11 protein-coding genes are annotated in these 13,400 nt (G+C 72.8%); 7 read left to right on the top strand and 4 right to left on the bottom strand.

Annotated features, from left to right (window positions below; translation table 11 throughout):
- Positions 1-91: 91 nt before the first annotated feature.
- Positions 92-718 (top strand): GNAT family N-acetyltransferase, encoded by a 627-nt coding sequence (locus J0911_RS19240; RefSeq protein ID WP_207277123.1) that lies wholly within the window; start codon positions 92-94, stop codon positions 716-718.
- A gap of 77 nt (positions 719-795) precedes the next feature.
- Positions 796-1,953 (top strand): glycerate kinase, encoded by a 1,158-nt coding sequence (locus tag J0911_RS19235; protein WP_207277122.1) that lies wholly within the window; start codon positions 796-798, stop codon positions 1,951-1,953.
- 352 nt (positions 1,954-2,305) lie between these two features.
- Here the strand turns inward: J0911_RS19235 and J0911_RS19230 are convergent, their stop codons facing one another.
- Positions 2,306-3,676: an MFS transporter gene (locus J0911_RS19230; protein ID WP_207277121.1), complete on the bottom strand. Its 1,371-nt coding sequence runs from the start codon at positions 3,674-3,676 to the stop codon at positions 2,306-2,308.
- Positions 3,677-3,749: 73 nt separating this feature from the next.
- On the opposite strand from J0911_RS19230, the gene J0911_RS19225 reads away from it, so the two are divergent.
- From J0911_RS19225 to hemQ, 3 genes are all read left to right on the top strand, one after another.
- Entirely contained in the window at positions 3,750-4,631 is an 882-nt protein-coding gene (locus J0911_RS19225) for a LysR family transcriptional regulator (protein WP_207277120.1), read from the top strand.
- Between the two features lie 137 nt (positions 4,632-4,768).
- Positions 4,769-5,971, top strand: a complete 1,203-nt coding sequence (locus tag J0911_RS19220; protein ID WP_207277119.1) for a ferrochelatase — start codon at positions 4,769-4,771, stop codon at positions 5,969-5,971.
- Entirely contained in the window at positions 5,968-6,786 is an 819-nt protein-coding gene (gene hemQ, locus J0911_RS19215) for a hydrogen peroxide-dependent heme synthase (RefSeq protein ID WP_372434908.1), read from the top strand. The genes J0911_RS19220 and hemQ overlap by 4 nt, the downstream gene beginning before the upstream one ends.
- A 58-nt stretch (positions 6,787-6,844) precedes the next feature.
- On the opposite strand, the gene J0911_RS19210 is transcribed toward hemQ, so the two are convergent.
- The 3 genes from J0911_RS19210 to J0911_RS19200 form a co-directional block, all read right to left on the bottom strand.
- Positions 6,845-7,909, bottom strand: coding sequence for a class I SAM-dependent methyltransferase (locus tag J0911_RS19210; protein WP_207277118.1), 1,065 nt, complete (start codon positions 7,907-7,909; stop codon positions 6,845-6,847).
- 165 nt (positions 7,910-8,074) lie between these two features.
- Complete coding sequence (locus J0911_RS19205; protein ID WP_372434907.1) at positions 8,075-9,397, bottom strand: Glu/Leu/Phe/Val family dehydrogenase; 1,323 nt, start codon at positions 9,395-9,397, stop codon at positions 8,075-8,077.
- Between the two features lie 282 nt (positions 9,398-9,679).
- Positions 9,680-10,297 (bottom strand): biotin transporter BioY, encoded by a 618-nt coding sequence (locus tag J0911_RS19200; protein WP_207277117.1) that lies wholly within the window; start codon positions 10,295-10,297, stop codon positions 9,680-9,682.
- 308 nt (positions 10,298-10,605) lie between these two features.
- Between J0911_RS19200 and J0911_RS19195 the strand changes: the two genes are divergently transcribed.
- On the top strand, positions 10,606-11,724 hold the full coding sequence (locus J0911_RS19195; RefSeq protein WP_207277116.1) for a Dyp-type peroxidase: 1,119 nt from the start codon (positions 10,606-10,608) through the stop codon (positions 11,722-11,724).
- Positions 11,725-11,786: 62 nt separating this feature from the next.
- The coding region (locus J0911_RS19190; protein WP_207277115.1) for an IPT/TIG domain-containing protein at positions 11,787-13,400 on the top strand (1,614 nt) is incomplete at its 3' end.

Below are 13,400 nucleotides of genomic sequence, written 5' to 3'. Positions count from 1 at the left end.
CCGCACGGACATCGGACCGACCGCATCGGGGCACGGGTCCGGCGCGTCGCGGGCTGGCGGGTGAGGGACGGCAGGTCGTACGTTGGAGGGCATGGCTCAGGAGGGTGCCGAGGAGGCGGCCGAGATCGTCGTCGTGCCCGCCAACGAGGCGTCCTGGGAGGACCTCCGCGCGGTGTTCGGGGAGGCTGGCGTTCCCGCGTGGTGCCAGTGCCAGTGGTTCAAGTTCCCGCGTCGGGAGATGGACGCGCTCGACCGCTCCGCGCGGCAGGACCATCTGCGGGAGCAGACGGCGTGCGGTGACCCGGACGCGCCGTCGACCAGCGGTCTCGTCGCTTTCCTCGACGGGGTGCCGGCCGGCTGGTGCGCCGTCGAACCGCGGACCGCCTACCCCCGGTTACGGACGTCGCGGCTGGTGTGGTCGGGACGCTCCGAGGACCCCGACGACGCCGCGGTCTGGGCCGTGACGTGCTTCGTCACCCGCAAGGGCTACCGGCAGCGGGGGATCGGCACGGCGCTGGCCCGGGCGGCGGCCGGCTTCGCACGGGATCGCGGGGCGGCCGCGGTCGAGGGCTACCCGCTCCTGCCTCGCCTGCCCGGCGCGGGGCGCAACAGCTCCGGGGACCTGTTCGTCGGGAGCGTCGGCATGTTCGAGTCCGCCGGATTCCGTGAGGTGAGCCGGCCCACCGGGCGTCGCGCCGTGATGCGCCTGGAGTGGTGACGCCTTCGCCGGCTGGGACGCCTCGGCAGGCGAGCCGTCCCGGCGTGCCACCCGCTCGTCCCTCTACGATCGGGGCCGTGAACACCCCGCGTGTCGTCGTAGCCCCCGACTCCTTCAAAGGCAGCCTCAGTGCCGCCGAGGTCGCCGCCCGCATCGCCGACGGCGTCCACGCGGCCCGGCCCGACGCTGTCGTCACCTCGCTGCCCATGGCGGACGGCGGCGAAGGCACTCTGGAGACGCTGCTCGCCGCCTGGGGTGTCACGCCCCGGGAGATCGACACGGTCGATGCCATCGGGCGGCCCCGGCGGGCCAGGTGGGCCACCTCGCCCGACGGTCGCACCGGTGTCGTCGAACTCGCCGAGGCCAGCGGGCTTCCGCACGTCAGCGACGTGCCACTGCAGCCCTTGCACGCGAGTACCCGCGGCACCGGCGCGGTCGCCCGCGCCGTCCTCGACGCCGGCGTCGAGGAGGTCCTCGTCTGTCTCGGTGGATCAGCCTCCACCGACGGTGGCGCCGGAATCCTCACCGGACTCGGCGCGAGGCTCGTCGACGACGACGGCGCCGACGTGCCCGACGGCGGCGAGGGCCTCGCGCGGGTCGCCCGCATCGACCTCGACGCTCTGCACCCGCGGGCCCGGGAGGTCCGCTGGCGGCTCGCCGTCGACGTCACCAACCCGCTGATCGGCGAGCACGGCGCCGCCCACGTGTTCGGCCATCAGAAGGGCGCGAGCGACGGCGAAGCGGCCTATCTCGACGAGGCGCTGCGCCGCTGGGCCGACGTCCTCGAACGTCAGACGGGCGTGCGCACCCACGACACCCCCGGCGCCGGCGCGGCCGGTGGCGTGCCGTCGGGACTCGTCTCCGTGCTCGGCGCGGAGACCGAGCAAGGTGCCCTGCTCGTCGCCCAGGCGATCGGGCTTCCTGAGGCGCTGGCCGATGCCGATCTGGTGTTCACCGGTGAGGGTTCGTTCGACTCGCAGTCGGTGCGCGGCAAGGTGGCGGACGGCATCGCGCGCCTGGCCGCGGCGGCGCCGGCGAAGCCACCCGTGGTCGTGGTGGCGGGCCAGGTCCTCCTGCCTGCGCCCCTGACCTGGGAAGCGGGTATCGCGGCCGCGTTCTCGATCGCTCCCGGCCCGGTCGAGCTGGACGACCTGCTCCACCGCACCCCGGCCCGGCTGACGGACCTGGCGGCCCAGGTCGCACATCTCTCCCTGCCCCCCGCCCCCCACCTCTGACCGGCTTCTGACACGCTCGCCACGTGTGGCTGCCTCGCACGTGTGGCTGCCTCGCACGTGTGGCCTGCCCTGTACTTCTGACCCACTCCGCACCTTTGGCCAACTCCGCACCTTTGGCGCACCCCCATCTCAACCCCCCCCCCGACCCTCGACCTCGACCCCACCCCCTCCACACGCCGCCCCCGTCGGCCGCCCACCAGGGCGACCACGCCATTCTGCGGGGTTGTGAGCGCTCCCACAGCACGGAATGGCGTGGTCGTGCTGGGGGACCGCCTGGAATGGCGTGGTCGTGCTGAGGTCGCCCGCCGATGGCGTGTCGTGCTGCGGGAACTCCCGGTGCCGTGGTCGGTGTTCATCTCGGGGCCGGGGAAGCCTTTCCGACCGCGGCTGGGGAAGCCTTCCCGACCGCGGCCGGGGCTCGATCGGCCAGCGGGGCTGCCGCGATCACGGCCACGACCTGGATCACGCCCGTGGCCACGAGAACCGGGCCCGCACCGAACGCGCCGATGACCGCGCCGCCGATCAGGAGCCCGGCGGACGCGCCGCCGTTGTGCAGCACGGTCTCCGCGGTGAAGGCCGCGCGCCGGGCGTCGCCCGTCGTCCGCTCCGTGATGAGCGCGTTGAGCGCGGCGATCCCGAACGGGATGGTGGTCCCGCCCAGGGCGGCGACGGCGGTCACGGCGACCAGATCAGGCGCCGCCAGGGGGAACATCAGGAACGAGAGTCCGAGCACCGCCCAGGAGACGAGGATCGCCGGCATGCGCGGGACACGGTTGACGACCAGCGGGACGAGGAACGACGCGCCGACCGTGGCGGCGCCGTAGCCGGACATCGCGGCGGCGACGATCTGCCCGGGCCGGTCGAGCTCGGCACCCAGCAACGCGAGGCCCAGCGGGAACGCGAACCACGTGATACCGCCGACACCGGCCAGGACGATGCCGATCGCCAGGTCACGGTCGGCGCGGAGCACCGACCGGATCGTGGCGTGGTCCCGGGAGACGGGTGTCGTCGCCGTGTCCGGCGACGTAGACGTCTCCCGCCGCGTCGTCGCGTCCTGCGCCACGACGGCGGCCCGCGAACCACCCGCGGCGTACCCATCGCTCGGGGCGGCGCGGCCGTCGCCGTGCCCGTCGTCGAGACCGTCGTCGGCCCGTCCGGTCGCGCCCGGTACGGTGACGATCGCGGCCGCCGCGAGTCCTACCGCGGCCGCCTCGCACCAGAGGAGCGGTGCCGCGCCCCAGACGACGAGCAGCCAGGCGCCGAGCGGCGGCGCGAAGATCATCGACGACCGGTGCGCCATGTCCTGCCAGGCGAGGGCTTTGGCGCCCACGCCCGGCCCGACGTCGTCGGCGAGGTCGGCGGTGAGAGATCTCTGGGCCGGCGCGAGCAGCGCGCCGGTCGCACCGGTGACGAAACCGGTGACACACAGGACGACGGCGTTCACCGCTCCGGCGGCGGCCGCGACGGGAACCAGGGCGAGGCCTGCGGCCTGGATCAGGAGCAGCAGCGACAGGGCCTTTCCGGACGTCAGGAGGTGCCGGAACGGCCGCCCCCACCATGCCGAGGTCAGCAGGGGAAGGCCGGCGAACCCACCGACCAGGCCTGTGGTCCAGGCGTCGCCGGTCTGTTCGAGGGCGACGAGCGGCAGCGCGACGGCGGTGATCCGCTGGCCCGTCCACGTGACGAAGGTGGTGCCCGTGAGCATCAGGAGGTGACGATCCACGCCTTCGATCCTGCGCACCGGGACAGCGCCCCGGTAGACGCCGGTCGGCCACCGCGGCTCATAGAGTAGACCTATGACGTCATTGCCCAGTGTCGAGGACCTACGTCTCGTCGACGCCGTCGCGCGGCACGGGTCGCTCGGTGCGGCCGCGCGCGAGCTGCTGATCACCCAGCCGTCGGCGAGCCAGCGTCTCGCCGCGCTGGAACGTCGTCTCGGAACGCGCCTGTTCGACCGCGACACCACCGGGGCCCGCCCGACCGCCGCCGGCCGGGAGTTCTGCGCGCAGGCCGAGCACATCCTCGATCACCTGAGAGGTATCGGCGAACGGTCGCTCGCCGCCGCACAGTCGCGCACGGTCTCGGTCGGGACGCTCCCGAGCCTGGCCGGCACCCTCTTCGCGGTGCTCGACGTGCTGCTCGACGACGTGGTCGTGCAGCCCGAGGTGGAGCACGGCCCGCGGCTGCTGGAGTGGGTGGAGCGTGGCGCGCTCGACGCGGCGTTCGTGACCATCGCCGGGCAGGTTCCGCTGGCCCGCGGACTCGTCGTCACCGAGGTGGGTGGGCACGACCTGGTCACGCTCCTTCCCCAGGGCGCGCCGTCGCCGTCCGGCGCGAAACGGCCCTATGCGGGACAGACGGTGGTGTACTGCGCGCTGGACCTCGCGGCGGACGTCCTGCACCGCCGGCTCGCCGAGCTCGGTGCGCACGTGCGGCGGGGCGCGACCGCGGAGTCCGCCGTCCGGGCGGCCCGCGAGAGGCGTTGCGCCGCCGTCGTCCCCGACATGGTGGCCGGCTGGTACGCGGCCCCCGGCGACCGGATCGAACGCGCTCCGGTCCGCGGCCGCGTCACCTTGTCCGTGGTGAGCCGTAGTCCCGCGCCCCCGGAGGTCCTCGGCGTCCTGCCGGCCCTCCGGGAGCGGCTGGCCAAGGGCAACGTCCATGCCCGGCCGATGTGAGACGGCGTGGGCGCAGGTCTCGCCGGCGTCGCCGGTCTTCGCCGGCCACGGGTTCTGACAACCCGTCCGGTCGATGTCACGTCCGCGAACCACGCCGTAGCGCGATCGCCGTCCGCCGCCGGTGGGAGGATGAGCGCATGGCCTCTTCCCTCCAGCCCGCGGCCGCGGCGGAGTCCGCGACGCCGGTCACCGCGCCCGCGACCGCAGTCGCACCACAGGACGTCGCTCCGTACGATGCCCTCTTCCTCTACTCGTTCGGTGGCCCCGACAAGCCCGAGGACGTCGTCCCGTTCCTCCGGAACGTCACGGCGGGCAAGGGCATCCCCGACGAGCGGCTCGAGGAGGTCGGTGAGCACTACTACCAGTTCGGCGGCAAGAGCCCGATCAACGAGCAGAACCTCGCGCTCAAGGCCGCGCTCGAGGCGGAGCTCGCGCGCCGCGGCCTCGATCTGCCCGTCGTCTGGGGCAACCGGAACTGGGCGCCCTACACCACGGACGCGATCGACGAGCTGGAGCGGCTCGGCGCGAAGCACGCCGTCGCCCTCGTGACCTCCGCGTACAGCAGCTACTCCGGCTGCCGCCAGTACCGCGAGGACCTCGCGGTCGTCCTGCGCGAACGCGGGCAGCTCGGGTCGGACGGTTCCACCGGGGTGCAGTTCGACAAGATCCGCCCGTACTTCAACCACCCCGGCTTCGTCCAGGCCAACATCGACGCCGTGCTGGATGCGTACACCGCGCTCGCCGCCGCGGGAGGCTCCGGCCAGCGGGCACGTCTCGTCTTCGTGACGCACTCGATCCCCGACACGATGGAGGCGGCGTCCGGGCTCTGGCAGGCGCCCTACTCGCGTCAGCACGAGAGCGTCGCCGCCCTGGTCACGTCGGCGGTCTCCGAGCGGCTCGGGCACGACGTCGCCTGGGACCTCGCCTACTGCTCCCGCTCCGGCCCGCCGAGCCAGCCGTGGCTCGAGCCCGACATCAACGACCACCTCGAGGCGCTCGCCGCCGACGGCGTCCGGGACGTGGTCATGTCACCGATCGGGTTCGTCAGCGACCACATGGAGGTCGCCTACGACCTCGACACCGAGGCCCTCGCCACGGCGAAGGAACTCGGCATCACGGCCGTGCGCGCCGGAACCGTCGGCACGCGCGAACCGTTCGTCCGCGGCCTGGTCGACCTCCTGCTGGAACGCGCGGCGCTCGCGCGCGGTGAGGAGGTCGTCGAGGCCACGGTCGGAGACCTTCCGGCGGTGCCGTCCGTGGACCGCCCGAACTGCTGCCTGCGGCGCCACGAGGAGCCCACCGGCATTCCCGCACTCTGCTCGGAGGACATGTACCAGTGAGCGAAAGCACCCTGCCCGGCGACGCGACGCCGGGCGACCACCACGTCCACGGCGACACGGGCCGGAAGGTCGACGCCGACGCCATCAACGCGACCATCCGCTACACCATGTTCTCGGTGTTCAGCCTCACCGAGACGCTTCCGCGAGACGAGAGCGAGCGCAAGGCGCTCGTCGCCGAGGCGGAGGACGAGGTCTGGGACGGCGGCACCCCAGCATCCGGGACGACGCCGGACGCCGGGCGCGACAGCGCGCGGGCGGACGGAGACCTCGTGGTCCGCGGCTGGTACGACGTGGGCGGGCTGCGTTCCGACGCCGACCTCATGCTGTGGACCCACGGGCCGACCATCGAGGCGGTGCAGGGCGCGTACCAGCGCCTGCGCGCCACGACGCTCGGGCGGTACCTGGAGCCCGTGTGGTCGGTCGCCGCGCTGCACCGCCCCGCCGAGTTCAACCGCGGCCACGTGCCGGCGTTCCTGGCGGGCGAGCAGCCACGCGAGTACCTGTGCGTGTATCCGTTCGTGCGGTCCTACGACTGGTACCTCCTGCCCGACGCCGAGCGCCGCGCCATGCTGCGCGACCACGGCATGGCGGCCGCCGGGTACAAGGACGTGCGCGCCAACACGGTCTCCGCGTTCGCCCTGGGCGACTACGAGTGGATCCTCGCCTTCGAGGCGGCGGAGCTGCACCGCATCGTGGACCTCATGCGCGATCTGCGTGCCACCGAGGCGCGCCGCCACGTGCGTGAGGAGACGCCGTTCTTCACCGGCCCCCGCACGACGCTGGAGGACTGGGCGGCCCGCCAGCCTTCGAGCTGATCGCGCCCCGGCGAAGGTGCCGTGCTCGGGGGCGGGTGAGCCTCGCCCGCCTCCGGAGTCAGGGTCGGCGGGCGACGACCACCGTCGCGCCCAGGTCGTCGTCGGAGACGACGCGTGGCGTGAGCCCTGCCTCACGGGCCGCGCTCGCTGTGGTCTCCGCCTGGTCGTGGCCGGTCTCGAAGAGCAACGTGCCCCCGGGACGGAGCCAGGCGGGGGCGGCCGCGATCGCGCGGCGGAGTACCGCGAGGCCGTCGGTGCCGCCGTCGAGCGCGAGGAGCGGTTCGTGCTCGCGGGCCTCGCGGGGCATGAGCGCGATCGCCTCGCTCGGTACGTAGGGCGCGTTGCACAGCAGGACGTCGACCCGGCCCCGGAGCGATCGCGGGAGTGGCGCGTCGAGGTCGCCGTCGTGCACGACGGCGGTCAGCCGTCCGGCCCGCGGGCCGGGCCCGGCAACCAGCCCGGCGAGATTCTGCCGCGCGGCCCCGGTGGCGACGGCGTCGAGGTCCGAGACGTGCAGTTCGACGTCGACTCCGCTGTCCGCCAGGTCGAGCGCGACGGAGCCGCCGAGTGCCCCGCATCCGCAGCAGAGGTCCACGACGACGGCGCCCGCACGCTCGGCTCCGGGCGAGGCTCCGGTCCGGTACCCCGGCCCGTTCGGTGTCCCTGGCGCTTCCGTCGCGGTTCCGGGGAGCCGTCCTGCCCGGCCGGGTGCCCGTGGTTCCATGACGCTCCGGGATAGCCGCCCCTGATCGCCCGGTGTCCCCGTTCCGGACGGGGCGTTTCCGGAGCCCGCTCCCGACGGGTCGCGCAGGCCCGACAGCGCCTCGGAGACGAGGAGCTCGGACCGGCGCCGCGGGACGAAGACCCCGGGCACTACCGTCCACCGCCGCCCGCGGAACTCCGCCCAGCCGAGCACCTGCTCCAGCGGCACACCGGCGATCCGGGCCGCGACCAGGCGCTCGAGGCGCTCGGGATCGGCACGGCCACCGGGTGGCATCCCGGCCGCGTCGGTTCCGGCGCCTGCCGGGATGCCGGCCGCCTCCGTCAGGAGCCGCGCCTCGTCCTCGGCGAACACGCATCCCGCGGCCCGCAGCCGCGCGACGAGCGCAGGATTCTCGTGCACCGGTCGATCGTACGAGACCACGCCGCGAGACCATGCGGCCGGTCCGTTGTCGAGTGGTCGGTCCCTTGTCTGTGCGGTCGGTCCCTCGAGGGACCGACCGCACAGACAAGGGACCGACCGCGGTCGGTGACGGTGCGGACCGACCGCGGTCGGCGGTCAGCCGGATCAGGGGTAGAGGCCGCGGATCTGGTGCGCCTCCGCGACTCTCTGCACGCCGATCGTGATGGCCGCGTCACGGAGGGAGAGGCCCTCGCGCCGCGCCAGTTCGGCCACGCCCCGGTATGCCTGGTGCATCCGGTGCTCGAGCTTCTCGGCGATCTCCTGCTCGGTCCACCAGTACGTCTGGTTCGCCTGCACCCACTCGAAGTAGGACACGACGACGCCGCCCGCGTTCGCCAGGACGTCCGGCACCACGACGACGCCGTTCTTGGCGAGCAGGGTGTCGCCCGCCTCCGTCGTCGGGCCGTTCGCGCCCTCGACCACCCAGTGTGCCCGCACCGTGCCCGCGGTGTGCTCGTCGAGCACGCCCTCGATGGCAGCCGGGGCCAGCACGTCGACGTCGAGCGCGAGCAGTTCGAGGTTCGTGATCGGGTCGGCCTCGGCGAACCCGACGACCGAGCCCGTGGCGCGTACGTGCGCCATGAGGCGTGGCACGTCCAGCCCGCCGTCGTTCCGGATGCCGCCGTACTGGTCGCTGACGGCGACCACCTTCGCACCGCGCTCCGCGAAGATCTCCGCCGCGTGCCCGCCGACCTTCCCGAAGCCCTGGATCGCCACGGTGGTGCCCTCGAGCGGCACGCCCGCGTCCGCGAGGGCGGCAGCCGTGACGTGCACCAACCCCGCGGACGTGGCCGTGCCGCGGCCCAGCGACCCGCCCACGGCGAGCGGCTTGCCCGTGACCACCGCGGGGATCGTGTAGCCCTTGGCGACCGAGTACGTGTCCATGACCCAGGCCATCGTCTGGGCGTCGGTGCCCATGTCGGGGGCCATGATGTCGTTGTCCGGACCGATCATCGGCATGATCTCGGACGTGTAGCGGCGCGTGACGCGCTCCAGCTCGCCGGCCGAGTAGCCGCGCGGGTCGATCGCGACGCCGCCCTTGGCGCCGCCGTACGGCAGGTTCACCACGCCGCACTTCCAGGTCATCCACATCGCGAGGGCACGCACCTCGTCGATCTCCACGTTCGGGTGGTACCGCAGGCCGCCCTTGCCCGGGCCGAGGCTCACGTTGTGCTGCACGCGGAAGCCGTGCAGCACCTCGGTGGTGCCGTCGTCGCGGCGCAGGGGCACGGCGACGTGCATCTCACGGCGCGGCATGCGCAGCATCGTGTGCAGGCCGTCGTCGTAACCGAGGATGTCGACCGCCGCGGCGAGCTGCGCGTGCGCGGTGTCGAGCGCCGAACCGGTGGCCCGCAGGGCTGTCCTGGCCGGCGTGGTGGGAGCGACCGGGGCGGCCTCGGCGGCCTCGGTGGCTGACGTCGTTGTCACATGGTCCTCCGTGGAGAACGGGCGCCGATGCCCTTGTGGGGCCGATGGCGCGGGGTCGTCAGAGCGCGGGATCTGCGCCCTGTCCTCAATCTATCCCTCCACATCTGGGATATGCAGGATGAATGCCGGATCGAATCGTGACGATACGGCAAACATCCCGCCTGACGTTGTGGCCGGTCCGTGAGGGACGGACTCGGGCCGGACGGTCCGCCCGGCGGGCGGCGACGGCTCGGTTCGTCTCTCGTCCACGAGGTACCCACGAGCCGCCGTCGTACACCGTCGTCAGTCGCGGGCGAGCCGCCAGGCGCCCGGCAGCAGCACGCCCGCGAGCACGGCCTTGATCACGTCGCCGATCAGGAAGACGCCGGCACCCGCCATGAAGGCATCCCCGGGCGCCATACCGGCGACGACCGCCAGCCACGGGACGCCGACGGCGTAGATCACGGCGGAACCGGTCGCGAACGCGAGAACGGTGCCGAGCACGCCCCGGTCCATCCCGCGCCGGGCCAGCGCGCCGACGACGGCGCTCGCCGCGACGAAGCCGACCAGGTAGCCGCCGGACGCGCCGAAGAGCACCTCGGCGCCGGCGCCGCCACCGGCGTAGACCGGCAGCCCGAGCAGGCCCACACCCACGTACAGGACCTGGGCGGCGGTGCCGCGGAACGGGCCGAGCGCGGCGGCGCCCAGCAGCACCGCGAAGGTCTGGCCCGTGATCGGTACGGGCAGGCCCGGGATCGGCACGCGGAGCTGGGCGGCCAGTGCGGTCAGAGCGGCGACGGCGACCACGAGGGTGACGTCGCGCGTGATCGCCCGGGCACGGCTCGACTCCGCGGGGATCAGGTCGGCGAGGACGCGGCGCGGGTTCGTGCGGGGCACGAGGGGGAAGGCAAGGCTTGTCATGAACACGACAGTACGAGGCGGTGGGGCACGGCGTCGTGGGGATCAGATGCCCGTGAAAGCGTGGTCAACTTGTGGGGAACCCACAATCGGGCCGGCATCGCGGAGGCGGGGGTCGATCGGTGGTTGAGGGCAATCGGGTGAATTAAAACCTATTCGAGTGGTCTTGACTGATTCATGGTGATGTCACAGGGTGGTCTGCGGCGATGCGATCGTGCTCTCACCAGGGGTGATGGTCGCGCTCGTCCGAGAGGGCCGGTCGCGGTCCGTCGTACGGCCCGTCATGGATGATCCCAGGGGGAAGCTCGCTCGTGTCCCGTTCTGCTCGACCGCTGTGCCCCGCTCCTGTCGTCGGCCGGCGAGCGGTGCTCGGCGCGATGGCGCTCGCGGGGGTTGGCTCACTGCTGGGCTGCCAGGCCGGAGCGTTGTCCCCGGCTCGAACGTCGCACGTGGCGCTGTCGGCTCCTGAGGCACACGGGCGAGCGGCGCTCCTGTCCGCGTCCGCTCGCGGGTCGGAACTGCGTTCGGGGCTGCACGAGCTGGCCGCCCGGGTGCGTGCGGAGCGTGCGGGCATCGTGGGCCTGGGCTCCGGTGTCTTCGACAAGGCCGGTCGTGCAGACCGGCGTCCGGCAGGGCTGACGGAGATGGAGTCGTTCCCCGGAGACGTGTTCGAGCCGGCGCGTGCCGGCGCGGATGTCGTCGTCCAGGTCGACGGCCGCAGCCCCGAGCGTGCGGCCGCGGCACTGGAGTCGGTGCTCAACGGCCTCGACGAGTTCGAGGTGACCTGGCAGTGCGTGCTGTCCCGCCAGCAGAACGAGTCGGTTCACGGGCGAGCGGTGAATCGGAACGTGTTCGGGTTCGCCGAAGGCTTCGCCAACGCACCGGTCCGCGACGACGCCTCGGCCGGCGACGGCTCGGCGGACGCGATCGCGTTGGTCGCTCCCGGACCAGGGCAGCTGGACTGGGCGGTGGGTGGTTCGTTCCTGGCGCTTCGCGTCCTGACCGTGTCCCACGACCTGTGGGACGCGGACCCGGTCGAGGTGCAGGAGCAGATCGTCGGCAGGCGCCGGGACGGATCCTGGCTCGACGGGTCCGGGCGGTTCGAGGAACCGGACTTCGCCGCTGATCCGGAGGGCGCGGTGACGCCGCTCGACTCCCATGTCCGGCTCGCCAATCCGCGTGACGGGAGTCCGGCCCCACGGTTGCTGCGCCGGTCGTGGACGTGGTCGTCGGGCGACGACGGCGCGCAGCCCGGCGAGGGTTTGTTGTTCATGGCGTTTCAGGCGGATCTGGACGAGTTCCGGCTCGTCCAGGAGCGACTCGCCGGTGAGCGCTTGTCCCGGTATGTGCTGGCCACCGGCGGGGGCTACTTCTTCGTTCCCCCGGATCGTGTGGGTGAGCGCGTCTGGGAGGACGTCGTGCTCGGCTGACGGGTGCGGACCGTGTCCCGGCGTCGTCCCCGCTATTGATCGGTTCACCGAAAGGATTCCTCGTGCGCTCACAGTTTCGCCTCGTCGTGGCATCGACGCTCGCTCTGCTCATCGGCATGGGCGCCATGCCCGCGGCCAGCGGTGACGAGCCCGGAACGGGGGCAACGGCGACACCTCTGCCCGGCTCGTCGACCACCGGGGTGCCGTCGCAAGGGTCGTCGTCCGGCACGGACCAGGCGGACACGGGTGGTGCCGACGGGAGGTCCGCCGGCTCCGGCGTCGCCACCGGCGACGGCGCCGCGAGCGTCGCGGTCGCCGAGGACGCCGGTCCGGCCGAGTACATGTATGACGCCGCGGGACGACTGGTGGCGGTGGTCTCGGACGAGACCGGCGAGGTCGCCGAGTACTCGTACGACGCGACAGGAAACATCACGGGTGTGGAGCGGCGCCCCGACTCGGAACTGTCGGTCCTGTCGGTGGTTCCGCTCACGGCTTCCACGGGGGACGAGGTCGTGGTCCGGGGGACCGGATTCACCTCTGGGCTGGCCGTCACCGTCGGCGGCGAGGCCGTGACGGTGCAGGACGTGACCGCTACCTCGGCTTCGTTCCTGGTGCCCGACGGCGCATCGGGTGGCCGGGTCGCCGTGACCGTGGGCGGGGACTCGGCCTCCGGCCCCGGGCTCACGGTCATGGAAGGGCCATCGATCACGCAGATCTCCCCGCTGTCCGGACTGCCCGGTACGGAGGTCGAGATCACCGGGTCCGGGTTCGCGGCGGAGGCGCAGGACAACGTCGTGTCCATCGGGGGTCAGCTCGCGGAGGTCGTCTCCGTGACGCCCACCACGGTGCGGGCGGTCGTTCCGGTCTCGGCCGGGTTCGGCAAGGTCAAGGTTCGCACGCCGGCGGGTGACGCCGCCTCGGACGACGAGTTCCTGGTGTCGATCGAGGGGGTGGACATCTCGGCGATCGAGTCCGTGCAGCGCGTCGAGGTGGGCGGCGATCCGATCGACGTGCGCGTGACCGAGGCGGGGAATGCCGCGCTGGTGGTGTTCGACATGCCGGAGGGCCGGCATGTCGACCTCGGAATCACCGGTGCGACCTTCTCCGGGTACACCGACTACGGCTACGTGGGGCCGGACGGCCAGGAGCGGATGCACTTCCTGAGCAACGGCGAGGCACTCAGGCAGGTGACAGGCGCAGCGGGTCGCACCTATGGGCTCATCGTGGAACCGGAGGACGCGGGCCAGGTCACGGTCACGCTCTCGGAGCCGGTGGGCGGGGACCTGGCCACCACCGGGGCATCGACCGTCGTGGCACTTGAGAGGCCCGGTCAGACGGCACGTACCACGATCGACCTGTCGGCCGGGGACGATCTGACACTGACGGCTTCGGAAGCCTCGATCGGCTATCGGTACATCGAGGTGTTCGGACCCGACGGGGAGTCCGTCGACAGTGCCTTCGGGTCCGGGACGTCGCAGGTGTTCAACGTCGACGCGATTCAGGAGGCCGGAACCTACACGGTCCAGGTCCGCCCCACGACGCCGTCGACCGGCTCCGTCGTGCTGACCGCCTCGCTGTCTCGGGACGCCGGTGAGCTGAGCTTGACCGGTGCGTCGACGGAGTTCGTGGTGGGGCGTGCGGGTCAGGAGGTGTTCGGGACGCTTGAGCTGTCGGTG

This window comes from Myceligenerans salitolerans, from assembly GCF_017349295.1.
Lineage (GTDB): Bacteria > Actinomycetota > Actinomycetes > Actinomycetales > Cellulomonadaceae > Myceligenerans > Myceligenerans salitolerans.
This window is presented reverse-complemented; position numbering and strand designations above follow the sequence as displayed.

Bases quoted from the DNA above. Each gene is read 5' to 3' on its own strand.
- J0911_RS19200 (WP_207277117.1), bottom strand. From the start codon at position 10,297: ATGACAAGCCTTGCCTTCCCCCTCGTGCCCCGCACGAACCCGCGCCGC.
- J0911_RS19240 (WP_207277123.1), top strand. From the start codon at position 92: ATGGCTCAGGAGGGTGCCGAGGAGGCGGCCGAGATCGTCGTCGTGCCC.
- J0911_RS19225 (WP_207277120.1), top strand. From the start codon at position 3,750: ATGACGTCATTGCCCAGTGTCGAGGACCTACGTCTCGTCGACGCCGTC.
- J0911_RS19220 (WP_207277119.1), top strand. From the start codon at position 4,769: ATGGCCTCTTCCCTCCAGCCCGCGGCCGCGGCGGAGTCCGCGACGCCG.